This is a genomic window from Cedecea sp. Ae19-4 (genome assembly GCF_059801165.1).
Map to the genome: position 1 here is coordinate 521,821 of NZ_JBCHWG010000001.1, position 21,367 is coordinate 543,187.

A 21,367-nucleotide genomic window follows, 5' to 3' on the forward strand; every position below is an offset into this window, starting at 1 on the left:
TGAATATGAAAAAGAACATCATCGCCGGTCTGGTGCTCACGTTAGTTGCAGGTTCCGCTTTTGCCGCTGAGCGCCCCCTGCGTATTCTGGTCGTCAATGATGATGGCTGTGAGTCGGTTGGGACAACCTCACTGCAGGAGAAGCTGGCGGCCAAAGGATATGACGTCTGGATGGTGGCACCGTCCACCAATCAAAGTGGTATTGGTTCGGCCATTACCTTTAAGCCGAATAAAATATTCGACGTTAAAAAGGTGGCCGACAAGCGCTACTGCTTCCCTGGCACCCCCGCCGACGCCCTTGACTTCGGCGTGCTGGGCGTGATGAAAGATACGCCGCCGGACCTGGTTATCTCCGGCGTGAACGACGGTCCCAATACCGGCGTTGCGCAGCTGAACTCTGGCACCATCGGTGCCGCAGCCCGCGCGGTTCGGTATGGTTATCCGTCGATTGCCGCCAGTATTGGCTATATTCTCAACGAGCAGGAGATGAAGGCCGGGTGGCCAAGTACGCATAAATTCTGGCCGGACTCAGTCGACTACGTGGTTGGCCTTGTGGATACGCTCGCGAAAACCTGGCAACCGGGTCAGCCGCTGCTACCCGCCGGTTCGGGGTTAAGCATTAACTATCCGCCGTTAGAAAAGCAGGCCATTAAGGGCATGAAATTTGTTGAAAATGAGCAAAATCCGGTGCCTCAGCACTACTACAAACTGTTGCCTGACGGTAAAGCACAGCAAATCATGAGTGAGAAAGTGTTGACGCCGGTGGACGCTGATACCGATACCGGCTGGCTAAACCGTGGATATATTACCTGGACCGTCTTTGACGGAGAGTGGAATGCGCCGCAGTTTGACGAACAGTATCGCAAACTGTTTGCAGCAGAAACCGCGGCTAACTAGTCAGGCAGTGTCGCGATCGCTATCACGGTTTTCGCCCTACGAGCTTGAGCGATATATCCTCCGTGATAGAGTGCATATGTTGGATTGTTACTGCGCTTAGCAGGCAAAACCTGATCATCTGGCTCTGCCAGAGGTCAGGTTTTTTTGTTTCTGGGGTAACCATGGAAATCGCCAAGATACTGAACAATAACGTAGTGGTTATTCTCGACGAGCACCAGCGCGAACAGGTGGTGATGGGGAAGGGGCTGGGCTTCCAAAAAAAGCCCGGAGATAACCTCGATCGCAGCCAAATAGAAAAAGTGTTTGCCCTGCAAAGCGATGAGCTGGTGGCGAGATTAAGCGAGCTGCTAAACCAGATCCCGCTGGAGGTGATGACCGCCTGCGATCGTATTATTCAACTGGCACGCGAACGCCTCGGTAAGCTACAGGAAAGTCTCTATATTTCGCTGACGGATCACTGCCACTTCGCGATTGAGCGGCAGAAAAAAGGCATGGCGATACGCAACGTGCTGTTGTGGGAAATCAAGCGGTTATATCCCAAAGAGTTTGCTCTGGGGCTGGAAGCCATTGGCATTATTCACCGGCGTCTCGGCGTACTGCTTGCTGAAGATGAAGCGGGGTTTATCGCGCTGCATCTGGTGACCGCCCAGCTTGAAGGCGAAATGCCGGAGGTGATGGATATCACCCGCGTAATGCAGGAGATCCTGCATATCGTGAAGTACCAGCTGCAAATTGAATACCAGACCGAGAGTCTGAGCTACCAGCGCTTTGTCACGCATTTGAAGTTTTTTGCTCAAAGAATGCTGAACCGCACCACCGTGGCGGATGATGATGAAGCTCTGCATGCGGCGGTGAAAGATAACTACCCGTTGGCGTGGCGCTGTGCAGAGAAACTTCAGCGGCATCTGGCCAAAAGCTACCAGCGCGAGCTGACCAACGAAGAAATTATGTTCCTCGCTATCCACATTGAGCGAGTGCGCAAAGAGAGCCGCAAGGCTTAAATAACAAAACGGATTGTGACTGTTTCGGCAGGCAAAACCTGAGCGTTAGCTTCCCTGTGGGGCGGCTGGCTCAGGTTTTTTTTTAACTTTACTCAGCAGACACCGCCCGCGGGCGGGACGTAAAAGGAACAGGGTTATGGACTATCAAGGGCTGGCGCAGGCTATCCTGAAACATGTCGGTGGCAAGGAAAACATCGTCAGTCTGGTGCACTGTGCGACCAGGCTGCGTTTCAAACTGAATGATTCCTCGCTCGCAGAGCCTCAGGCGCTGAAGAGCAACCCGGGTGTTATCACGGTGGTGGAGAGCGGGGGGCAATTCCAGGTTGTGATTGGCAACCACGTTCACGATGTTTATACGGCGGTCTGTGCTGCGGCGGGCATCAGTGAAGAGGCCGTAACAAAAGAAATCCAGGGCGAAAAAAGCAACTTATTGAACCGGCTTATCGATATCGTTTCGGCAATTTTTACTCCTTTCCTGGGCGTGATGGCCGCCTCAGGTATCCTGAAAGGGATGCTGGCGCTCAGCGTCGTTTGCGGCTGGCTAAATGCCGAGTCTGCGACCTATAAAATCTGGTTCGCTGCCAGCGATTCGCTGTTTTACTTCTTCCCGTTGGTACTCGGTTACACGGCCGGGAAAAAATTTGGTGGCAGTCCCTTTTTGACCATGGCCATCGGGGGCGCACTTACGCATCCGCTGATTATGCAGGCTTTCGAATCTGCCTCTCAGTCTGAACGTTTTCTTGGTCTGCCCGTCACCTTTATCAACTACAGCTCCTCGGTGATCCCAATTATCTTTGCCGCCTGGGTGAGTTGCTGGCTGGAAAAACGTTGCAATAAGGTATTCCCGGCAGCCATGAAGAACTTTTTCACGCCTCTGGTTTGCCTGGGCGCCGTAGTGCCGCTGACTTTCCTGATTATTGGGCCGGCAGCAACCTGGCTGAGCCAAATGCTGGCCCACGGCTATCAGGCCATTTATGCCTTTGCGCCGTGGCTGGCGGGCACCGTCATGGGGGCTATCTGGCAGGTCTGCGTGATCTTTGGCCTGCACTGGGGCCTGGTCCCTATCATGATCAACAACCTCAGCGTACTGGGGCAGGACACGCTGATGCCGCTCCTGCTGCCGGCGGTAATGGGGCAGGTCGGTGCCGCGCTGGGGGTCTTTCTCTCTACGCGTGATGCAAAGCTCAAAGTTCTGTCGGGCTCAGCGGTGACCGCGGGGATCTTCGGTATCACTGAACCAGCGGTGTATGGCGTGACGCTGCCTAACCGCCGTCCCTTTATTTTTGGCTGCATCGCCGGGGGCATTGGCGGGGCCATTGTCGGCTTTAGCCAAAGCCATCTTTATTCCTTCGGGCTGGCGAGTATTTTCAGTCTGGCGCAGATGCTTCCACCGGGCGGCATGGACAGCACCGTGTGGGGGGCCATCATCGGTACTCTGTTATCACTGCTGCTGGCCTGCGCGCTGACCTGGGCTTTTGGTCTGCCGCGCAGCGCGCCAGCTTCATCATCACCCACGGCCATTGCCAGAGATGAAGACATTCTGGCACCGATGAGCGGCACGGTACTGGCGATGGACCAGGTCCCTGATGCTACGTTTGCCGAGGGGCTGTTGGGTAAGGGCGCGGCCATTATTCCACTGACAAACGAAGTCCGCGCGCCGTTTTACGGCGAAGTCGCCTCGCTATTTCAGACCCGGCATGCCATTGGCTTGCTGAGCGACAGAGGCATTGAAGTCTTAATCCATATTGGCATCGACACGGTGAAGCTGGAGGGGCAGCACTTCACTGCCCACGTCCAGCCGGGAGACAAAATTAAACCCGGCGATCTGCTCATTACCTTTGACCGCGAGGCCATCCTCGCCGCCGGGTACGACCTCGCTACGCCGATAATTGTCAGCAATAGCGAGGATTACCGGGCAGTCACACGTGTGACGCAGCAGTCCAGCATCAATTCAGGTATGCCGTTCCTGACGGTAGAACGTTAAGCAAAGGAGAGTGACATGACAGCATTTCCGAAGACATTTCTGTGGGGCGGGGCTATCGCCGCAAACCAGGTTGAAGGCGCGTGGCAGGAGGGCGGAAAGGGCATTTCTACCTCGGATGTCATGCAGCAGGGGGTATTTGGCCCATTGAAGGAGCGCGTGCCGGGAGACAGCGGCATTAAAGATATCGCCATCGATTTTTACCACCGCTACCCGCAGGACATTGCGCTGTTTGCCGAAATGGGGTTTAGCTGCCTGCGTATTTCCATCGCCTGGACGCGCATTTTTCCGCAGGGCGACGAGTCTGAGCCAAATGAAGCCGGGCTGGCGTATTACGACAAACTGTTTGATGAGCTGGCGCAGCACGGGATTCAGCCGATGGTGACCTTGTCTCACTACGAAATGCCGTGGTGGCTGGTGAAGCAATACGGTGGCTGGGGCAATCGCAAAGTCATTGACTACTTTGAGCGTTACGCCCGCTGTGTTTTCACCCGCTATGAGCATAAAGTGAAGCTGTGGCTGACCTTCAATGAAATCAACATGTCGCTTCATGCGCCGCTGACCGGCGTCGGGCTGGAAGGCGAGCCGAACAAAGGCGAAATTTATCAGGCTATCCATCATCAGCTGGTTGCCAGCAGCCTGGCGGTGAAAGCCTGCCACGAAATTATCCCGGAGGCGAAAATCGGCAATATGCTGCTGGGCGGCCTGATGTACCCGCTCACCTGTAAACCGGAAGACGTGCTGGAAACGCTGCAGGAAAACCGCAGCTGGCTGTTCTTCGGCGACGTCCAGTGTCGGGGCCGTTATCCTGGCTATATGCAGCGCTATTTCCGCGATAACGGTATTCAGCTTGAAATCAGCGAGAACGACCGCGAGCTTCTGAAAAACACCGTCGATTTTATCTCATTCAGCTATTACATGACCGGCTGCGTGACGGCAGATGCAGAACTTAACGCGAAATCCCGCAGCAATATTCTCAGCATGGTGCCAAACCCGCATTTGCCAGCGTCTGAATGGGGCTGGCAAATTGACCCGACCGGCATGCGCATCCTGCTCAATATGCTGTGGGATCGCTACCAGAAACCGCTGTTTATTGTCGAAAACGGCCTGGGGGCGAAAGATAAGCCCGAAGCTGACGGCACGATCAACGACGATTACCGCATCAGCTATTTGAACGATCATCTGGTGCAGGTGGGTGAGGCGATTGAGGACGGCGTAGACGTGATGGGCTACACCAGCTGGGGGCCAATCGATCTGGTTAGTGCGTCGAAAGCCGAACTGTCGAAACGCTACGGGTTTATCTACGTTGATCGCGATGACCAGGGGGACGGCACGCTTGCGCGATCGAGAAAGAAAAGCTTCCACTGGTATAAAGAGGTGATTGCCACGAATGGCGGCAGCCTGAAGCGCTAAGCCGCGGAAATAAAGCCAGTTTGTCGTCAGACTAAAAGAGGGAAAATACGTTTTCCCTCTTCCCTTTCTGCTCTATTACGCCACATTCACCAGCCGCTGAATAAACCCGCGCAGCCACATCAGCGCGGCATAGCTGTTATGGCGCTGATGCCACAATAAAGCAACCTCAAACGGCGGAACGTCTACCGGAACCGGGCTTGCAGCCAAACCCCAGGTTTTCTGCCAACTGGCTGATAATCCTGCCGGCACGGTAGCCAGCGCGGGCATTTGCATCAGCAATCCCGGCAGCGCAGCAAAATGCGGGGTGGTGTAGCTGATATGGCGCGTCTGCCCGAGCTTTGCCAGCAGGGTGTCTATCTGGCTGCTGTTGGCTTCACGATAGCTGACCAGCACGTGCTGATGGGCAACATATTCTCCCAGCGGCAGCGGTGCACTGGCCTCGATGTGCTGTGGGTGCCAGAGCGTCACAAAATTCATGCTGGTCAACACTTCACGCTCCAGCCAGCGGGCGCTTTGGTTCGCCACGCTGATCGCCATATCCAGCTCGCCACCTTCCAGCCTTTGGGCGTCGGTAAACGGGTCGCTGGCGACAACGTTAATGCGCATCCCCGGCGCGTCCTGCTTCAGCGCGGGAATGAGTTTTGGCATCAGCCACATTTCCACCCAGTCGGTCATGCCGATGGTCACGGTCGCTTTGGCGCTGGCCGGGCAAAACTCAGCCTGCTGGAAAAGAGCACTTTGCAGCTGCTCCAGCAGAGGCATCAGCTCGGTGTGCAGTTCGCTTGCGCGCGCGGTGGGCTGCATGCGGTGGCCACTGCGAATAAACAGCGGGTCGTCGAACATATCCCGCAATCTTGCCAGCGCGCCGCTGACCGCAGGCTGCCCGAGGTGCAGCTTGTCGGCCGCCAGCGAGACGCTTTGCTCGCGGAACAGCACGGCAAAAGCGATCAGCAGGTTGAGATCGATTTTGCGGAAATCATTTTCTTTGATAGTCATCATTTCTCCAATCAATTGGCGTGATGATACGCCCGACGGGATACTGGCGGCAAGTTGAACACCTGCCTGGAGAATAAAATGAAAACTTTCCTCATGTTGCTAACGCTTTTAGGCGGCACAATATCCGTTTCTGTCCTTGCCACGCCGCAGGCTATAACGCAGCAGCAATCGCCTGGATATTACCGCATGATGCTGGGGGACTGGCAAATTACGGCGGTGTCGGACGGCACAGTAGTCGTACCGCTGGATAAATTACTGACGCATATCACGCCGCAGAAGTTACGCGAGCGTATGGCGGAGGACGCAATGACGCCCGCCGCAGAAACGTCGATCAATGCCTTTGTTATCAATACGGGGAGCGAACTGATTCTGGTTGATACGGGAGCCGGGGAATTATTTGGCTCTGCGGGTGGGCACCTGCTGGAGAATTTACGGGCGGCAGGTATTGCCCCTGAAGATATTTCTCTGGTGCTGCTGACCCATATTCATGCCGATCATTCCGGCGGGGTGGAATACCGCGGCAAGCCTGCTTTCCCCAACGCGACGGTTCGCGTGGAGCAGAAAGATGTCGATTTCTGGCTCAACCCCGCACACCTCAGCGACGTAGAGCCGGGCCAGCGGCATACCTTTGCTGAATCTGAACGTTCGCTTCGCCCGGTCATTGACGCCGGTAAGCTCACCACTTTTCATGCACCCACAGAAATCCTTCCGGGCATCGAAGCCATTCCTGCCGCAGGGCACACGCCGGGTAGCGTGATTTACCGTGTTAGCCGCGGCGGCCAAAACATGCTGATGTGGGGCGATATTATTCATGCTAAAGCGGTGCAGATGCCCGATCCGGAAGTGGCGATTCATTTCGATGTTAACCAGCAGCAGGCAGTTGCCACGCGCGAGAAGGTGTTAAAACTGGCGGCTCAGGAAGGCGACTGGGTCGCGGCGGCGCACATTGCTTTCCCGGGAATTGGTCATGTGAAGCAAGAAGGCAAAGCCTGGCGCTGGGTGCCGGTAAACTACAGCAGCAGATCGGATTGATAGCTAAAGGCGCCACAACAACGTGGCGCCACGCGTTTTTACAAGATCATTTTGAATACGCCGGTCACCACCAGCAGCCCGATGAGGAAGATAATCAGAATGGCCCATAAAATAATTTTCATTAGCGCTCCTTACCTTTTAGTTGGTTCTTTTTGAGTATAGGCAAGGATACGAAGACGGGGGAGTTGCCTCCCCGTAGACGGAATAATCGAAAAAAAGGGTACGACTGAGCTTTAGCGTTGGGGTTTACCTGCCGCGAGCAGGAAGATCATTGGCCGTTCGGCCTCTTCTGCCAGCCCGGGGTTGAGGGCAATTTGTTCGGCCTCCGGGCCCCATTCGTCGAGCTTTTCAATCACAAAGCCGCTTTCAATCAGGGCGTTAATCCAGGTGGCCAGCTTGCGGTGCTGCTTCTTCACGCCTTCGGCAAACCAGTTGCTGAGACGCTCGCCTTCCTGCTGATAATGATTCACCGGCCAGCTGCGTTGCCCGTCCCGACCCTGCAGCCAGGTCTGCGTCGCGGGGGCGGTATAGATCGGGTGCTCGGCGGTAAAGACCAGCTTGCCGCCCGGCACCAGCGCCTGTTCAAGCGTGGCAAACAGCGGGCGAATGTCTTCCAGGTAGTGAAGCGCCAGCGAACTGTAGGCCAGATCGAGACTGTTTGCCGGCAGTTGCAGGGCGGAAAGATCCTCCAGGCGATATTCGATCCCGGGGCCTTCGGTCATTTCACGGGCTTTGGCGAGCATGAGCGTCGATACATCCAGCCCGACCGTTTTTGCCGCGCCGGCATCTCTTGCATAGCGGCAAAACCATCCGTAGCCGCAGCCTAAATCCAGCACCAGCTTGCCCGCCAGTGGCGGCAGCATCGCCTGAACTTTTGCCCATTCAGGCGCGCCATCCAGACCTTTAACAGAGCGGTCCAGCGTGGCATAGCCGGCAAAAAAGGCCGGGTCGTCATAGATATTTTGCGTCATAAATCCTCTTAATCACTGAGGCCATCATTGGCCAGCAGGAATTTTAGACGCGACGCCGCCGGAAAGAAAACCGGCTCCGGCGGCAAAACCGTTAAAAACCGAAATGACTGAGCTCAGGATGATCGTCCGGGCGGCGGCCCAGCGGCCAGAAAAAGGCACGCTCGCTCTCTTTGATTGGCGTGTCGTTGATACAGGCGTGGCGGTTAATCATCAGGCCCTGTTCATCAAATTCCCAGTTTTCGTTGCCAAAGCTGCGGAACCAGTTGCCGGAATCATCGTGCCATTCGTAGGCGAAGCGCACCGCAATGCGGTTCCCGTCGTGTGCCCAGATCTCTTTGATCAGCCGGTAGTCCAGCTCCCGCTGCCATTTGCGGGTTAAAAAACCGACGACGGCTTTACGGCCAGCAACAAACTCGGCGCGGTTGCGCCAGTGGGTATTCAGGGCGTAAACCTGCGAGACGCGTTCAGGATCCCGGCTGTTCCAGGCGTCCTCCGCCAGGCGAACTTTTTGTTTTGCCGTCTCGAGCGTAAACGGGGGAACCGGGGGTTTTACTGTCATGGTCTGCTCCTGTGAAATGTAGACAGGTCTGTCTACTCTTCCAGGTTACCCTGGGTAGACAGATTTGTCTACATACGTCATGATAGATTTTTAACAGGAGAAATCATGCCTACTGCTGCGACCCCCGGCGCCCGCGACCGTATTTTGCACACCGCGCACGACTTGTTTTACCGCGACGGTATTCGTGCCACCGGCATAGACCGAATCATCAAAGAAGCTAGCGTCACCAAAGTGACCTTCTACCGGCATTTTCCGGCCAAAGACGACCTGATCCGTGCCTTTCTGGACTATCGCCATCAGCGCTGGATGACGTGGTTTAGCCGCACGCTGGAAGCGCAAACCGGAGAAGGGAAAGGGTTGATGGAAGCGTTAGCGGCCACCTTGCAAAACTGGTTTGACGACGAGGCATTTCGCGGCTGTGCGTTTATCAACTCGGCGGTGGAAATGGCCGAGGCGCTGCCGGACACGCTGCCGATTGCCCGGGCCCACAAGCAGGCGATGGTGGAATGTCTGGCGGGTTATTTGCCCGATAATGCCGAGGGCAGGGAGCAGGCAGCAATGCTGGCGCTGGTGATTGACGGGGCGATAGTCAAAGCCCAGCGCGATGGCCGCGGCGAAGAGGCGCTTCTGCTGCTGCGGGCGTGGCTGGCGCTGCTGCCCGCAGCAGAGGGTTAATCCTCTTTTTGCCGGTACTTGAACCACAGGCGGACGGCCACGACCAGCACCACGGCAACAATAAGCCAAATCCAGTGGCGCAGGTGCGTATCCAGGCTGTGCAGCCACGGGCCGACGACTTCACCGCCGAGATAGCCAAGCGTCGTAAACAGCGTGGCCCACAGGATAGCCCCGCAGATATTCAGCGGGATAAACAGCTTTGGCGGCAGCTTACTGGCGCCGATGATAATCGGCCCGACGATGCGAAACCCGTACATAAAGCGGCTGCCAATCACGAACAAATAGGGATGGCGGTTGATCAGCGCCTGCGCCTTGGCCACTTTCTTTTGATGCTTCTTAAAGCGAGCCAGCAGGGCGCTGCCGAAATGCCTGCCGACCAGGAACAGCACCTGATCGCCAATCATGCCGCCCAGTGCGACAGACAGGACGACTAATGGGAAGGTTAAAAGCCCCTGATGCGCGGCCACGCCGCCTAGCAGGGTAATGGTTTCCCCCTCTGCCATACTGCCGATAATCAGCGCGGCGTAGCCATACTGTTCTATTAAGCCATTGATATCCATTAAGCTGGACTCTCCTCCATGTATACCCGTCATACTTCAAGTGGCAGGTGCGTTGGCTGCATCCGCTCACCTCAGTCACATAGTTAGCTATGCTCCTGAGGATTCCCGGCCTTGCCGTGTTACTCGGCAAGCCTGGCCCCTCCGGAGTCAGCGTAGACGCTGTTCAAAAAGACCTGAAAGTCTTTTTGTCCTGCAACTCGAATTATTTAGGGTATGAAATTTTCCCTAAAGCATACAACTCATCGCCGCCAGGCTTGTACAGAATCGGAGATATTTTTCGTCTGGTTAAATAATAACCTGATGGTGAATTATACTTGGAGTATCGCAAGCATTTGCGCCGCAGGTCCGGAGGTTGTATGAGCCATGTCTGGGGATTGTTTTCCCATCCTAATCGGGAAATGCAGGAAATTAAGCGCGAGAACGAATCCGTCTCGCATCACTACACTCACCATGTGCTGTTGATGGCGGCCATTCCCGTCATCTGCGCGTTTATCGGCACCACGCAAATTGGCTGGAACTTCGGGGACGGCACCTATGTCCAGCTCTCTATGTTTACCGGCCTGTATCTGGGCATTCTTTTCTACGCCCTGATGCTGGGCGGCGTCGCGGTGATGGGGCGGGTTATCTGGTGGATGGCGCGTAACTATCCGCAGCGTCCGTCGCTTGCCCGTTGTATGGTTTTCGCAGGGTACGTGGCCACGCCGCTGTTCTTAAGCGGGATTGTGGCACTTTATCCGCTGGTCTGGCTGTGCGTGGCGGTAGGCGCCCTGGCGCTGGTCTACACCGGCTATCTGCTCTACGTTGGCGTGCCGGACTTCCTCGGCATCGACAAAGAAGAGGGGATGAGTTTTTCCAGTTCAACCCTGGCCATTGGCGTGCTGGTGCTGGAAGTACTGCTGGCCGTCGCGGTGATTCTGTGGGGTTATGGCTACCGTTTGTTCTGACGGGGCGAATTAACAGAAAGTTTTGATATAACGTTACGATTCTTAACTGGCAGTCAAGCGGGGCGGCGGAGTATGATTCCGGCGCCCCGCACGTTTATGTCATCCCGATGACGCTTAGCGGTGAGCCTCTACTTTTCCGGAATCATTACAGAAGTGTCACCATGCCGACAAAAATCCGTTTATCGTTGTTCAGCCTTGCGCTGATGATGACTGTGCCTTTTGCCCCGCAGGCAGAGGCCAGTAAGGTCGCCACCCACGCGGCCAGCGCCGGTCAGGAGATTGCCTCCGGCAGCGCCATGATTGTCGATCTGCAAACTAACAAGATTCTCTATTCCAGCCATCCGGATCTGGTTCGTCCTATTGCCTCCATCACCAAGCTGATGACCGCGATGGTGGTGCTGGACGCCCATCTGCCGATGGATGAAATGCTGAAAGTGGACATCAGCCACACGCCTGAAATGAAGGGCGTTTACTCTCGCGTTCGCCTGAACAGCGAAATCAGCCGCAAAAACATGATGCTGCTGGCGCTGATGTCGTCAGAAAACCGTGCGGCGGCGAGCCTGGCACATCACTACCCTGGCGGCTACGACGCGTTTATTCGCGCGATGAATGCGAAGGCGAAGTCCCTCGGCATGACCCACACCCGCTATGTGGAGCCGACCGGCCTGTCGATTGAAAACGTCTCAACCGCGAGCGATCTGACCAAACTGCTGGTGGCGACGCAGAAATACCCTCTGCTGGGCCAGCTCAGCACCACGCATGAAGATATGGCCACCTTCCGCAACCCGGCTTATACGCTGCCGTTCCGCAACACCAACCATCTGGTGTACCGTGAAAACTGGAATATTCAGCTGACGAAGACTGGCTTTACCAATAACGCAGGCCACTGCCTGGTCATGCGCACGGTCATCAACGGCCGCCCAGTGGCGCTGGTGGTGCTGGACGCGTTCGGGAAATACACCCACTTCGCCGACGCCAACCGCCTGCGTTCCTTCCTGGAAACCGGCAAAGTAACCCCTGTTCCGGCGGCGGCGTTAAGCTACAAGCGCTCTAAAGCGGCGCAAATGGCCAGCAACACCGCAGCAGGTTCAGAAGAAGAGTAATCAGTCCGGCAGCGTCCCGTCTCCACCGTTGAGGGGGCGCTGCATCATCACCGTGTCCCGCCAGTCTCCCAGCTTAAAGCCAACGCTTCGCAAACATCCGACGGTTTCAAACCCGTGCTGACTGTGTAATTTGCAGGATCCGGTATTATTTTCCCCGTCGCCAATCACCGCAATCATCTGCCGCCAGGGTCCTTTTTCACACAGCGCGATGAGCTGGCTCAACAGGGCTTTGCCAATGCCGCGTCCGGTCATTGCGGCGTCGATATACACCGAATCTTCTACCGTGTAGCGGTAGCCGGGGCGAGGGCGGTACACCGTAGCGTAGCAGTAGCCCACCACTTGATTGTCAATCACTGCAACCAGCCAGGGCAGGCCATGAGCGCGAACCGCCGCCAGCCGCTCGGTCATCTGTTTTCCATCAGGCGGGGTTTCTTCAAACGATCCTTTGCCGTGCAGCACGTGCCAGGCATAAATCGTTGTTATCGCGGGGATATCGTCGGGGATGGCTTCCCTGATGAGTACGGCAGGGAAAGGCAGAGTTTCTACTGCGGACATCTTTCGCTCCTTGGGCAGAAAAAGGGTGAAGATAGCCTTCACCCTGCTTCATTAATCTATGCCCAAAAAAGCGTGAAACATAGTTTGCCCGTCATAGGAGAAACTTATCTCTGTCAGCCGTGCTCCTGCACGCTGTCGTCTTCGGCCCAGCTTTTACGCCGGGTTGTTTTGCCAATTCCAGGATTCATGCTGTTGGTCGGGTCGTTGGCCTTGTAGAACTGCTTCAGCGTTTCCGGCGCTTTGTAGAGATGGCCTACGTTATGCTCGGCGGGGTACTGCGCCCCGCGTTCGTGCAACAGCGCCAGCATCTGCTCTTTCAGCTCGTACACGTCCACGCCTTTTTTGACGATGTAATCCTGATGGAAGACATGGCACATAAAGTGGCCGTAATAGAGACGGTGGATCAGCTTATCGCCGATCTCCGGCGGCAGCTCTTCGAACCAGTCTTCGTCGTTGCGGCGCAGCGCGATATCCAGCGCCAGAATATCTTCCACTTCATCCGCATGCACGGCGTGATAGCGGATGGCGGCCCCGGCGGCGGCAAAGCGGTGCAGGAAGGCTTTGCTGCCTTCTTCCGCAGTACAAACGAAGAAGTCGCCTTCGGCGGTTTTAAAATATTCGCTCAGCCATGCTTTGGCTTCATCGATCCCGTCCCCGGCCATTTTCAGCAGCAGGTGGTGAGGATATTTATCCCGCCAGGTTTTCATCCGTTCCGGCAGGTGCGCCGGGAAAACGCCGCCGAGCTTCTGCATAAAGCGGTCGGTAAAGTGCGGCTTAAACAGCGACACCTTATCGAGCATCGCATCGGTGCGTCCTTTCATGGTGAAGAAGAACGGCATTTTGTCGGTGCCGAGCTTGTCGATCATCAGGAACGTGTCTTTGCCGTACTTCTCCGCGATGTCGTAAATATCGCGGTGCATATACTCCCCGGCAACCGGCAGATTTTCGAAGTTGGCCAGAATATGGCGGCGGATTTCGCCCAGCACGCGGGGCTGGTTGGTGCCGATGTAAAACACCTGCTGGCGCTTTTCCGCCCGGAAGGTGTCGAGGCGGACGGCGAAGACCGCCAGTTTGCCCGCGCAGCCGGAGGATTCAAACAGGCGGTCCGGATCTGCGTTATAACGCGCGGGCGTGTCGGCCTCCACGTCGCGCACGCGGGTGACATAATCGTGGTCGTGAGCGTGGCGGCCATCGTGCTGCACGTCGCTGTCTTTCACGCGCTGATCGTCGAGCGCGCCAAGAATTTGTTCCGGCGTGGTGCCAAGGTTAATCCCCAGGTGGTTTACCAACTGCAGCTTGCCGCTTTCATCAATGCGCGCGAAAAGCGACATCTCGGTGTATGCCGGGCCGCGCTGTACCAGCGACCCGCCGGAGTTGTTGCAAATCCCGCCGATGACCGAAGCGCCAATACAGGATGATCCAATCACCGAGTGCGGCTCGCGCCCGAGCGGTTTCAGCGCTTTTTCCAGCGAGTAAAGCGTGGTGCCTGGGTAGGCTAGCACCTGCTCGCCCTTATCCAGCAGATGCAGCTTGTCGAGGCGCAGCGTGCTGATAATCACAATATCGCGATCGTAATCGCTGCCGCTGGGCGTTGAGCCTTCGGTCAGGCCGGTATTAGCGGCCTGCATAATAATGATTTTATCCGCCGCGACGCAGGCGCTTAATACGCGCCACAGCTCCAGCAGAGAGCCGGGGAAGACCACGGCCAGCGCTTCCCCCTGGCCGGAACGGAAGCCTTTGCGGTAGCGGGCCGTTTTGGCCGGGTCGGTTAAAACATGGTGCGAGCCAACGTGGCGAGAGAGTTCGTTTATCAGCGTTTTATTATCGGAAGTCATCAAAACAGACATGGATCCACTCCTTGTGATGGCATCAAAAAGCCTGTCGTTAAGCATAGCGCCGAAAAACGTGAGCGTAACGAGGAAATCTCCACGAAATCAGCAGCCAGGTTTGGCTACGCTCTTCTTACCGTGATGGCGATGTGGCAAACTGCACGCCTTAACAAAAGCTTGTGAGAGTGAATCCGATGAAATGGCTCTGTTCTGTAGGGATTGCCGTAAGCCTGGCGCTGCAGCCTGCGCTGGCCGACGAAATGTTTGGCCCGCACCCTTTAACGCCGGAAGCGCGTGATGCCTACGTCACCGACCTGCTGAAAAAAATGACCACCGATGAAAAAATCGGTCAGCTGCGTTTGATAAGCGTCGGCCCGGATAACCCGAAAGAAGCCATCCGCGAAATGATCAAAGCCGGGCAGGTGGGAGCCATTTTCAACACCGTCACCCGCGAAGACATTCGCATCATGCAGGACCAGGTGATGCAGCTCAGCCGCCTGAAAATTCCTCTCTTCTTCGCCTACGATGTGGTGCACGGCCAGCGTACCGTTTTCCCGATAAGCCTCGGCCTGGCGTCCTCGTTCAACCTTGATGCGGTCAAAACCGTGGGCCGGATTTCCGCCTATGAAGCCGCCGACGACGGCCTGAACATGACCTGGGCGCCAATGGTGGACGTCTCGCGCGATCCGCGCTGGGGCCGCGTGTCCGAAGGCTTTGGTGAAGACACCTACCTGACCTCGATGATGGGGCGCACCATGGTGGAAGCGATGCAGGGCAAAAGCCCGGCGGATCGCTACTCGGTGATGACCAGCGTGAAACACTTCGCCGCCTATGGCGCGGTCGAGGGCGGGAAAGAGTACAACACCGTCGACATGAGCCCTCAGCGCCTGTTCAACGACTACATGCCGCCGTACAAAGCCGCGCTGGACGCGGGCAGCGGCGGCGTGATGGTGGCATTGAACTCTCTGAACGGTACGCCGGCTTCCGCCGACAGCTGGTTGCTGAAGGATTTGCTGCGCGACGAATGGAAATTCAAAGGCATCACCATCTCCGATCACGGCGCGATTAAAGAGCTTATCAAGCACGGCGTAGCCAGCGACCCGAAAGACGCGGTGCGCATTGCGCTCAATTCCGGCATCAACATGAGCATGAGCGACGAGTATTACAGCAAGTACTTGCCGGAGCTGGTGAAAAGCGGTGCGGTGCCGATGAAAGAGCTGGATGACGCCGCTCGCCACGTGCTGAACGTCAAATACGACATGGGGCTGTTCAACGATCCGTACAGTCACCTGGGGCCGAAGGATTCTGACCCGGTCGATACCAACGCGGAAAGCCGCCTGCACCGCAAAGAAGCGCGTGAAGTGGCGCGTGAGAGCATGGTGCTGCTGAAAAACCGCCTGCAGACTCTGCCGCTGAAAAAGACCTCCACCATTGCGGTGATTGGTCCCCTGGCGGACAGCAAGCGTGACGCGATGGGCAGCTGGTCTGCCGCAGGCGTGGCCGCGCAGTCTGTCACCCCGCTGGAGGGCATCAAAAATGCCGTCGGCCAGCAGGGCAAAGTGGTGTTTGCGAAAGGCGCGAACGTTACTGATGAAAAAGATATCGTCGAGTTCCTGAACCAGTACGAACCGGCGGTCACCGTTGACCCGCGCACGCCGCAGGCGATGATCGACGAAGCGGTGAAGACGGCGAAAAACGCCGATGCAGTCGTGGCCGTGGTCGGTGAAGCCCAGGGCATGGCGCACGAAGCGTCCAGCCGCACCAACCTGACGTTGCCGCAGAGCCAGCGTGACCTGATTGCCGCCCTGAAGGCTACCGGTAAACCGCTGGTGCTGGTGCTGATGAACGGTCGTCCTCTGGCGCTGGTGAAAGAAGATCAGCAGGCGGACGCAATGCTGGAAGCCTGGTACGGCGGCACAGAAGGCGGTAACGCCGTCGCTGATATTCTGTTCGGCGACTACAACCCGTCCGGCAAACTGCCTATGTCCTTCCCACGCTCCGTGGGGCAAATTCCAACGTACTACAGCCACCTGAATACCGGCCGCCCGTACGATCCGGAAAAACCGAACAAATATACCTCCCGCTACTTCGATGAAGCCAACGGGCCGCTGTATCCGTTTGGCTACGGCCTGAGCTACACCACCTTTAAAGTCGGTGATGTGAAGCTTTCCGCCCCAAGCATGAAGCGCGACGGCAAAGTTGAAGCGTCGGTTACCGTTACCAACACCGGCGACCGCGCAGGGGAAACCGTGGTGCAGATGTACCTGCAGGACGTGACCGCTTCCATGAGCCGCCCGGTAAAAGAGCTGAAAGGCTTTAAGAAAGTGGCGCTGAAAGCGGGTGAAAGCCAGACGGTCAGCTTCCCAATCGACATCAGCGCCCTGAAGTTCTGGAACGCGAAGATGAAGTACGATGCGGAGCCGGGCAAGTTCAACGTGTTTATCGGCCTCGATTCTGCCCGCGTGCAGCAGGGTGAATTTGAGCTGAAATAAAGCAGAGCATTATTAGAATGTAGCCACCTTTAAAGGTGGCTGTTTTTTTAGGTGTAATCAATGCTTCGCTGAAAATTAGCGTATTCCCTGATTATTTTCGCTGGCAAGATTTAGCTCGTTTAATACTGGCGCAACAGAATAGAATGAGCCGCAAACGACAATCACATCGTCGATACTGGCGTCAGCTTTAGCCGCTTCCCAGCCGGATAAAATATCCGGGAAGCTTTTTGCCTTCGGTAAATACTGAGCAATATCTTCAGCTTTAGAGCTTCTGGGGCCCGCCTGAATACCACAGCAATACCACTCTCCGTTGAGATCTTTTAACTGTTCAATAGTGCCGTTGATATCTTTATTAATAAGCATACCGATTACAAAAAGGTACTTTCCCTTTATGGGGAAGTTACGCAATCTTTCCGCTAAATATGCCGCAGCATGCGGATTATGCGCCACATCTAAAATCACCGTCGGTTGATGGCTAATGACTTGAAAACGGCCCGGCAAATTGGCTTTATCAATGACGTCACTCAGCGCGGTAAGATCAAATTTAAGCCCGCTGACGCGCAGAGCCGCTAGTGCGGTAGCCACGTTATCGCGTGGCATTTTAGGCTGGCTCAGCGGCGCAATTTCGCCGAGGTTATCGCTAAACGCCCATGCATCTCCACGGTCTGTTACTTGCCAGTTGACGCCACGCTGATGGGGAATCGCGCCAATCTGTTCCGCATAGCGGAGCAATGATGCCGGTGCCTGAACTTGCCCAATCACCGCCGGACGTCCACTACGGAAGATGCCCGCTTTGATTTCGCCGATGGCTTCGGTGCCTTTCCCCAGCCAGTCTTCATGATCCAGTGCCACGTTGGTAATCACAGAGACATCCGGCGTGAGAATGTTGGTCGCATCGTCCCGGCCGCCCATGCCGACCTCAATGATGGCGACATCAACCTGAGCCCATTTCATCAGGCAAAATGCGCCTAGCGTATTGAACTCGAAAGGCGTGAGCGTCGTGGCCTCGCGCGCTTTTTCAATTTCAACAAAAGCAGCAATGTGGGCGGCGTCCGACAGCTCCTGGCCCTGAATGCGCACGGTCTCTTTATAATGCATCATGTGGGGGGAGCTGAAGACGCCCACTTTGTGTCCTGACAGCATCAGCACTTTTTCAAGGGTATGGCAGGTGGTGCCTTTGCCGTTGGTCCCGCCGACCAAAAAGACAAAAGGGGCGGGCCGTAAGACATTCAGTTTGGCTGCCACGTCCCTGATTCTGTCCAGGCCCATATCAATGACCTGTGAATGAAGGCTGTCGATGTAAGCCAGCCAGCGGGGTAAGTCTGCGGTGAGATCGGGTATGTTGGCGCGGTTGCTCATCAAATATTCCTTGGTTAAGCATCATCACTTTCTGGGACGAAAACTGAGGCAGGGCCATATTATCCAGATAAAGAAAAAATAGGATCCGGCAGTTGTAAGCAATAAATAATGAGTTTTTGAAGCTATCTTGAATATTTAATCCACCGACAATTTAAGCGGGTTTGTACCGGCACAGCATCTTGTTTAGCATTTCACACCAACAAAAAACTCATAAAATAAAGATGAATAAAATGCGACAGTGAAACGTTAGCTGAGTATGTCCGCTACCGGAAATACTCCATGCTTCGTATTCTTCTCAAAATAATCCTCGGTCTGTCGATTAGCCCCTGGCTTTATGCCGCGCCGGAAAGCTACAGCGTCCTTACGCCGCAAACGGCGATAGCACTTTCATGGCGCGCGTTTGGCGAGACTTCTCAGGCGCACCTCGACGGCGTCACTGGCTCACTTTTGCTGGATGCAGGGAACGACATGCACGACAGCATCAGCGTACGCATCCCGGCCGCAACGCTGCAGGCTTCAAACAGCCTGCTGACTTATCAACTGCAGAGCGGGCTATTCTTTGATACCGCACATTACCCAACGCTCTCGTTTAGCAGCACCAGGGTTGTGGCCCAGGGGGCCGGGCGTTACCGGATTTTCGGCCTGCTGCAGGTAAAAAATGTTCAGCGTCCGGTGGTTTTGGAGGCGAGTCTGGATAACGCCCCCGCATTAACTTCAGGCCAAAATGCCCTCTCATTACGTGCCACAACGGTTATCTCCCGCGCCGCCTTTAATATGGATAAATTTGAGGCCGTGGTGGATGACAGTATTGCGATTGAGATTAAAATCCGCGCGAGGATTGGCTAGGTTTTTTAATGTAAGTATTTGTTTTATGTGTATTTAATTGCTTATTCTTTGAGGTGGTCGGTGTCCCTATTTAAACCTTTCAATTTTCCGTTCACCCGTAGATCGATTTCCCATATACGCTCAGATCACGGTGAACGTGCCAGGGGGCATTACGCCATGCCCCCTGACAACCCCCGGCGCCCGGCGAGCTCATCGCCGCTGAAGCGGTAAACCCACCGGTTATCACCCAAACATTCGGGGTCGTTCGCGATTCGTTCCCGACGATCGCTCTCTTTCGCTGTTCCCGACAGCTCAACCCCGCCTGAGTTGGGTCATAACCGGGGGTGCTGAGAGCCGGGAACAAGGGCGTGGCTTTGAGACCTGAAGCAACGTTAACGTTCCGTGTGGCTGCGGGTATAAAGCGAGGCACGGTTCCGGCTTAAATCGCCTCCGTTTTCTCTCCGACTGGCCAGGGTCCGGACGTCGGGAACGGCCGGAGGCTGAGAGCGTCGGGAACGCGTCTCAGCCGACCCAGGACTGGGAGATAAAACGGAGGTCTGCCGCTCACGCGGTCGATTTATTTGGCCGGGAGTCCGGGGGCTCGGGGGAGTGACGGTGGCTCCCCCGAGCCGTTCACCGTCTCTGTGATGGCATATCAAACCGAACTGGAAGTGAACGGGACCTTAGCCGACCCTGCATAATCACGGGTATTTGCTGCCATAAGCCTGACCGGAAACCATCAATACAAATTCTGCGGCGTAAAAATCCCGTGGTGGGAAGTGCGTAAAGGAATCACTGTGGCAGGCGCTGGGGCAGGCGCAGCGCTGAGCGAATCAATGAAAGCTCTGGCCCACCACTGGCTGTCGTACCTTTCCACTTTGGCCAGCAGCTGCTGGTGGCGACGTTTCCGCTCGTGCAGCGGCATCGTCAGCGCGGAATAAAGCGCATGGCTTGCTTCGTTGGCATCGTAGGGGTTGATCAACACCGCATCCGTCAGCTGTTCCGCCGTGCCGGTCAGGGCCGACAGCATCAGTACGCCGGGGTCTTCGGCATCCTGCGCGAGAACAAAAGCTTTCGCCTCCAGGCTCATCCCCTCAGAAAGTGGGGTGAACATCGCCACGTGGGCGTTACGGTAAAACGCGTGAATCAAATCGGAGTGGCAAAGATGGTTGCGAATATAGTTGATGGGGTACCAGGTCGCATCCCCAAAGCGAGCGTTAATTTCTGCGCACTGGTGTTCCAGCTGGTCGCAGAGATCCCGCGCCGACCACGAATAGCCCCTTGAAGCGTCAGAGATTTGCAACAGGCTGACGTCACGCAGGTACTCCGGGTGCGAACTTAGAAACGTTTCCATCGTATTCAGGTGGCAGTGCACGCCGCTGATATCGCTGATCGTGTCGTTGCTGATCACAATCTGGCGAGGGTAGTTCCGCACCGCTTCGGCGTTGGTGTGCGAAAGCGGTGGCAGAGTTTTATCCACGCCGCAGGGGAAAATCCCCAGCCGGATAATCTGCCCGTTGAGCTGAATAAGATTATCCGCCAGCCGCTCCACGCGGTAAAACCGCAGCGCATAGGCGAGGAAATTATTCACATCTCCGCTCGACTGAAAGCCGAGCAGATCGTAGCTGAACAGCGCCTGCATCAGGCTGTCGTGTTCAGGTACCGAACGCAGCACATCGCCTGGCGGGAAGGGCTGATGCAGGAAAAAGCCGCAGCGGTTGGTGTAGCCATCCTCTTTGAGCATCTTGCCGGTGAACAACAGATGGTAGTCCTGCACCCAGACGAGATCGTCAGGCTCGATTTTGGCGGCCACCCGCGCTTTCACGTCATGGTTATAGTTTTTCCAGGTGGTGAAATACTCTTTTTTATAGTGGATCAAATCCGGGCGATTGTGGAAAACCGGCCACAGCACCTGATGAATATAGCCCTGGTAAAAGTTGTCATACTCGTTGGGGGTCAGCACCCAGCTGTATTGCTGGTAGCCCGACTGACTGAAAAAACGCTCTTTTCTCTGCTTGTTCCCTGCGGCTATTTCACCGTTCCAGCCAAACCACAGGCCCGAATGTTTCTTCAGAACGGCATGAAGTACCGGAAGCAGAGGATCGCCGCGCTGCCCGCGTTCTGGTTCGCAGCGATTAGACAGCATGATAAGACGAGACATACATCACCTCAGGTT

The 21,367-nt window shown here is 55.8% G+C and carries 19 protein-coding genes; 10 read left to right on the forward strand and 9 right to left on the reverse strand.

Annotation, left to right across the window (positions count from 1 at the left end):
• Positions 1–5 precede the first annotated feature (5 nt).
• The 4 genes from surE (at position 6) to AAIE02_RS02460 (ending at position 5,291) form a co-directional block, all read left to right on the forward strand.
• Positions 6–896, forward strand: a complete 891-nt coding sequence (gene surE / locus AAIE02_RS02445) for a 5'/3'-nucleotidase SurE (RefSeq protein ID WP_008456293.1) — start codon at positions 6–8, stop codon at positions 894–896.
• 161 nt (positions 897–1,057) lie between these two features.
• On the forward strand, positions 1,058–1,897 hold the full coding sequence (gene licT / locus AAIE02_RS02450; protein WP_008456295.1) for a BglG family transcription antiterminator LicT: 840 nt from the start codon (positions 1,058–1,060) through the stop codon (positions 1,895–1,897).
• Positions 1,898–2,033: 136 nt separating this feature from the next.
• Positions 2,034–3,881: a PTS beta-glucoside transporter subunit IIABC gene (bglF, locus tag AAIE02_RS02455; RefSeq protein WP_498531908.1), complete on the forward strand. Its 1,848-nt coding sequence runs from the start codon at positions 2,034–2,036 to the stop codon at positions 3,879–3,881.
• Between the two features lie 15 nt (positions 3,882–3,896).
• On the forward strand, positions 3,897–5,291 hold the full coding sequence (locus tag AAIE02_RS02460) for a glycoside hydrolase family 1 protein (protein ID WP_498531909.1): 1,395 nt from the start codon (positions 3,897–3,899) through the stop codon (positions 5,289–5,291).
• 75 nt (positions 5,292–5,366) lie between these two features.
• Here the strand turns inward: AAIE02_RS02460 and AAIE02_RS02465 are convergent, their stop codons facing one another.
• Complete coding sequence (locus tag AAIE02_RS02465) at positions 5,367–6,287, reverse strand: LysR family transcriptional regulator (protein ID WP_498532646.1); 921 nt, start codon at positions 6,285–6,287, stop codon at positions 5,367–5,369.
• A gap of 78 nt (positions 6,288–6,365) precedes the next feature.
• Here AAIE02_RS02465 and AAIE02_RS02470 point away from each other — a divergent pair, with 78 nt between their 5' ends.
• Positions 6,366–7,319 carry an MBL fold metallo-hydrolase gene (locus AAIE02_RS02470; protein WP_336982261.1) on the forward strand — a complete coding sequence of 318 codons (954 nt, stop codon included), beginning with the start codon at positions 6,366–6,368 and terminating at the stop codon, positions 7,317–7,319.
• A gap of 38 nt (positions 7,320–7,357) precedes the next feature.
• Here the strand turns inward: AAIE02_RS02470 and yohP are convergent, their stop codons facing one another.
• The 3 genes from yohP to AAIE02_RS02485 form a co-directional block, all read right to left on the reverse strand.
• Entirely contained in the window at positions 7,358–7,441 is an 84-nt protein-coding gene (gene yohP, locus AAIE02_RS02475) for a small membrane protein YohP (RefSeq protein WP_498532647.1), read from the reverse strand.
• 111 nt (positions 7,442–7,552) lie between these two features.
• The gene (locus AAIE02_RS02480) at positions 7,553–8,290 is read right to left on the reverse strand and encodes a class I SAM-dependent methyltransferase (RefSeq protein ID WP_336982262.1); all 738 of its coding nucleotides are present in this window, start codon (positions 8,288–8,290) and stop codon (positions 7,553–7,555) included.
• A 91-nt stretch (positions 8,291–8,381) separates the two neighbouring features.
• The gene (locus tag AAIE02_RS02485; protein ID WP_336982263.1) at positions 8,382–8,849 is read right to left on the reverse strand and encodes a nuclear transport factor 2 family protein; all 468 of its coding nucleotides are present in this window, start codon (positions 8,847–8,849) and stop codon (positions 8,382–8,384) included.
• Between the two features lie 105 nt (positions 8,850–8,954).
• Here AAIE02_RS02485 and AAIE02_RS02490 point away from each other — a divergent pair, with 105 nt between their 5' ends.
• A complete protein-coding gene (locus AAIE02_RS02490) occupies positions 8,955–9,524 on the forward strand; it encodes a TetR/AcrR family transcriptional regulator (protein ID WP_498531910.1) in 570 nt (189 codons plus the stop codon).
• Here AAIE02_RS02490 and AAIE02_RS02495 read toward each other — a convergent pair.
• Entirely contained in the window at positions 9,521–10,084 is a 564-nt protein-coding gene (locus tag AAIE02_RS02495; RefSeq protein ID WP_008456314.1) for a DedA family protein, read from the reverse strand. The genes AAIE02_RS02490 and AAIE02_RS02495 overlap by 4 nt on opposite strands.
• Before the next feature lie 356 nt (positions 10,085–10,440).
• On the opposite strand from AAIE02_RS02495, the gene AAIE02_RS02500 reads away from it, so the two are divergent.
• Entirely contained in the window at positions 10,441–11,028 is a 588-nt protein-coding gene (locus AAIE02_RS02500) for a Yip1 family protein (RefSeq protein WP_008456316.1), read from the forward strand.
• A 161-nt stretch (positions 11,029–11,189) separates the two neighbouring features.
• Positions 11,190–12,131, forward strand: a complete 942-nt coding sequence (pbpG, locus tag AAIE02_RS02505; RefSeq protein ID WP_166866045.1) for a D-alanyl-D-alanine endopeptidase — start codon at positions 11,190–11,192, stop codon at positions 12,129–12,131.
• Here the strand turns inward: pbpG and AAIE02_RS02510 are convergent, their stop codons facing one another.
• Together AAIE02_RS02510 and dld are read right to left on the reverse strand one after the other, a co-directional pair.
• Positions 12,132–12,686 (reverse strand): GNAT family N-acetyltransferase, encoded by a 555-nt coding sequence (locus tag AAIE02_RS02510; protein ID WP_336709380.1) that lies wholly within the window; start codon positions 12,684–12,686, stop codon positions 12,132–12,134.
• Positions 12,687–12,799: 113 nt separating this feature from the next.
• The gene (dld, locus tag AAIE02_RS02515; RefSeq protein WP_498531911.1) at positions 12,800–14,533 is read right to left on the reverse strand and encodes a D-lactate dehydrogenase; all 1,734 of its coding nucleotides are present in this window, start codon (positions 14,531–14,533) and stop codon (positions 12,800–12,802) included.
• Between the two features lie 176 nt (positions 14,534–14,709).
• Here dld and bglX point away from each other — a divergent pair, with 176 nt between their 5' ends.
• The gene (gene bglX / locus AAIE02_RS02520) at positions 14,710–17,007 is read left to right on the forward strand and encodes a beta-glucosidase BglX (RefSeq protein ID WP_498531912.1); all 2,298 of its coding nucleotides are present in this window, start codon (positions 14,710–14,712) and stop codon (positions 17,005–17,007) included.
• A 75-nt stretch (positions 17,008–17,082) separates the two neighbouring features.
• Here bglX and folC read toward each other — a convergent pair whose 3' ends face one another.
• Positions 17,083–18,366, reverse strand: coding sequence for a bifunctional tetrahydrofolate synthase/dihydrofolate synthase (gene folC, locus AAIE02_RS02525; protein WP_498531913.1), 1,284 nt, complete (start codon positions 18,364–18,366; stop codon positions 17,083–17,085).
• A gap of 279 nt (positions 18,367–18,645) precedes the next feature.
• Between folC and AAIE02_RS02530 the strand changes: the two genes are divergently transcribed.
• Positions 18,646–19,212 carry a YceI family protein gene (locus AAIE02_RS02530; protein ID WP_498531914.1) on the forward strand — a complete coding sequence of 189 codons (567 nt, stop codon included), beginning with the start codon at positions 18,646–18,648 and terminating at the stop codon, positions 19,210–19,212.
• Positions 19,213–19,930: 718 nt separating this feature from the next.
• Here the strand turns inward: AAIE02_RS02530 and AAIE02_RS02535 are convergent.
• Positions 19,931–21,352, reverse strand: a complete 1,422-nt coding sequence (locus tag AAIE02_RS02535) for an alpha,alpha-trehalose-phosphate synthase (UDP-forming) (protein ID WP_498531915.1) — start codon at positions 21,350–21,352, stop codon at positions 19,931–19,933.
• Positions 21,353–21,367 lie beyond the last annotated feature (15 nt).

What these genes read in the sequence shown, in the direction of transcription:
- licT (WP_008456295.1), top strand. Translation starts at nt 1,058, where the DNA reads ATGGAAATCGCCAAGATACTGAACAATAACGTAGTGGTTATTCTCGAC.
- dld (WP_498531911.1), bottom strand. Translation starts at nt 14,533, where the DNA reads ATGTCTGTTTTGATGACTTCCGATAATAAAACGCTGATAAACGAACTC.
- AAIE02_RS02500 (WP_008456316.1), top strand. Translation starts at nt 10,441, where the DNA reads ATGAGCCATGTCTGGGGATTGTTTTCCCATCCTAATCGGGAAATGCAG.
- AAIE02_RS02495 (WP_008456314.1), bottom strand. Translation starts at nt 10,084, where the DNA reads ATGGATATCAATGGCTTAATAGAACAGTATGGCTACGCCGCGCTGATT.
- AAIE02_RS02480 (WP_336982262.1), bottom strand. Translation starts at nt 8,290, where the DNA reads ATGACGCAAAATATCTATGACGACCCGGCCTTTTTTGCCGGCTATGCC.
- bglX (WP_498531912.1), top strand. Translation starts at nt 14,710, where the DNA reads ATGAAATGGCTCTGTTCTGTAGGGATTGCCGTAAGCCTGGCGCTGCAG.
- AAIE02_RS02535 (WP_498531915.1), bottom strand. Translation starts at nt 21,352, where the DNA reads ATGTCTCGTCTTATCATGCTGTCTAATCGCTGCGAACCAGAACGCGGG.
- AAIE02_RS02510 (WP_336709380.1), bottom strand. Translation starts at nt 12,686, where the DNA reads ATGTCCGCAGTAGAAACTCTGCCTTTCCCTGCCGTACTCATCAGGGAA.
- AAIE02_RS02530 (WP_498531914.1), top strand. Translation starts at nt 18,646, where the DNA reads ATGCTTCGTATTCTTCTCAAAATAATCCTCGGTCTGTCGATTAGCCCC.
- AAIE02_RS02485 (WP_336982263.1), bottom strand. Translation starts at nt 8,849, where the DNA reads ATGACAGTAAAACCCCCGGTTCCCCCGTTTACGCTCGAGACGGCAAAA.
- pbpG (WP_166866045.1), top strand. Translation starts at nt 11,190, where the DNA reads ATGCCGACAAAAATCCGTTTATCGTTGTTCAGCCTTGCGCTGATGATG.
- AAIE02_RS02470 (WP_336982261.1), top strand. Translation starts at nt 6,366, where the DNA reads ATGAAAACTTTCCTCATGTTGCTAACGCTTTTAGGCGGCACAATATCC.
- yohP (WP_498532647.1), bottom strand. Translation starts at nt 7,441, where the DNA reads ATGAAAATTATTTTATGGGCCATTCTGATTATCTTCCTCATCGGGCTG.
- AAIE02_RS02460 (WP_498531909.1), top strand. Translation starts at nt 3,897, where the DNA reads ATGACAGCATTTCCGAAGACATTTCTGTGGGGCGGGGCTATCGCCGCA.
- AAIE02_RS02490 (WP_498531910.1), top strand. Translation starts at nt 8,955, where the DNA reads ATGCCTACTGCTGCGACCCCCGGCGCCCGCGACCGTATTTTGCACACC.
- surE (WP_008456293.1), top strand. Translation starts at nt 6, where the DNA reads ATGAAAAAGAACATCATCGCCGGTCTGGTGCTCACGTTAGTTGCAGGT.
- bglF (WP_498531908.1), top strand. Translation starts at nt 2,034, where the DNA reads ATGGACTATCAAGGGCTGGCGCAGGCTATCCTGAAACATGTCGGTGGC.
- folC (WP_498531913.1), bottom strand. Translation starts at nt 18,366, where the DNA reads ATGAGCAACCGCGCCAACATACCCGATCTCACCGCAGACTTACCCCGC.
- AAIE02_RS02465 (WP_498532646.1), bottom strand. Translation starts at nt 6,287, where the DNA reads ATGACTATCAAAGAAAATGATTTCCGCAAAATCGATCTCAACCTGCTG.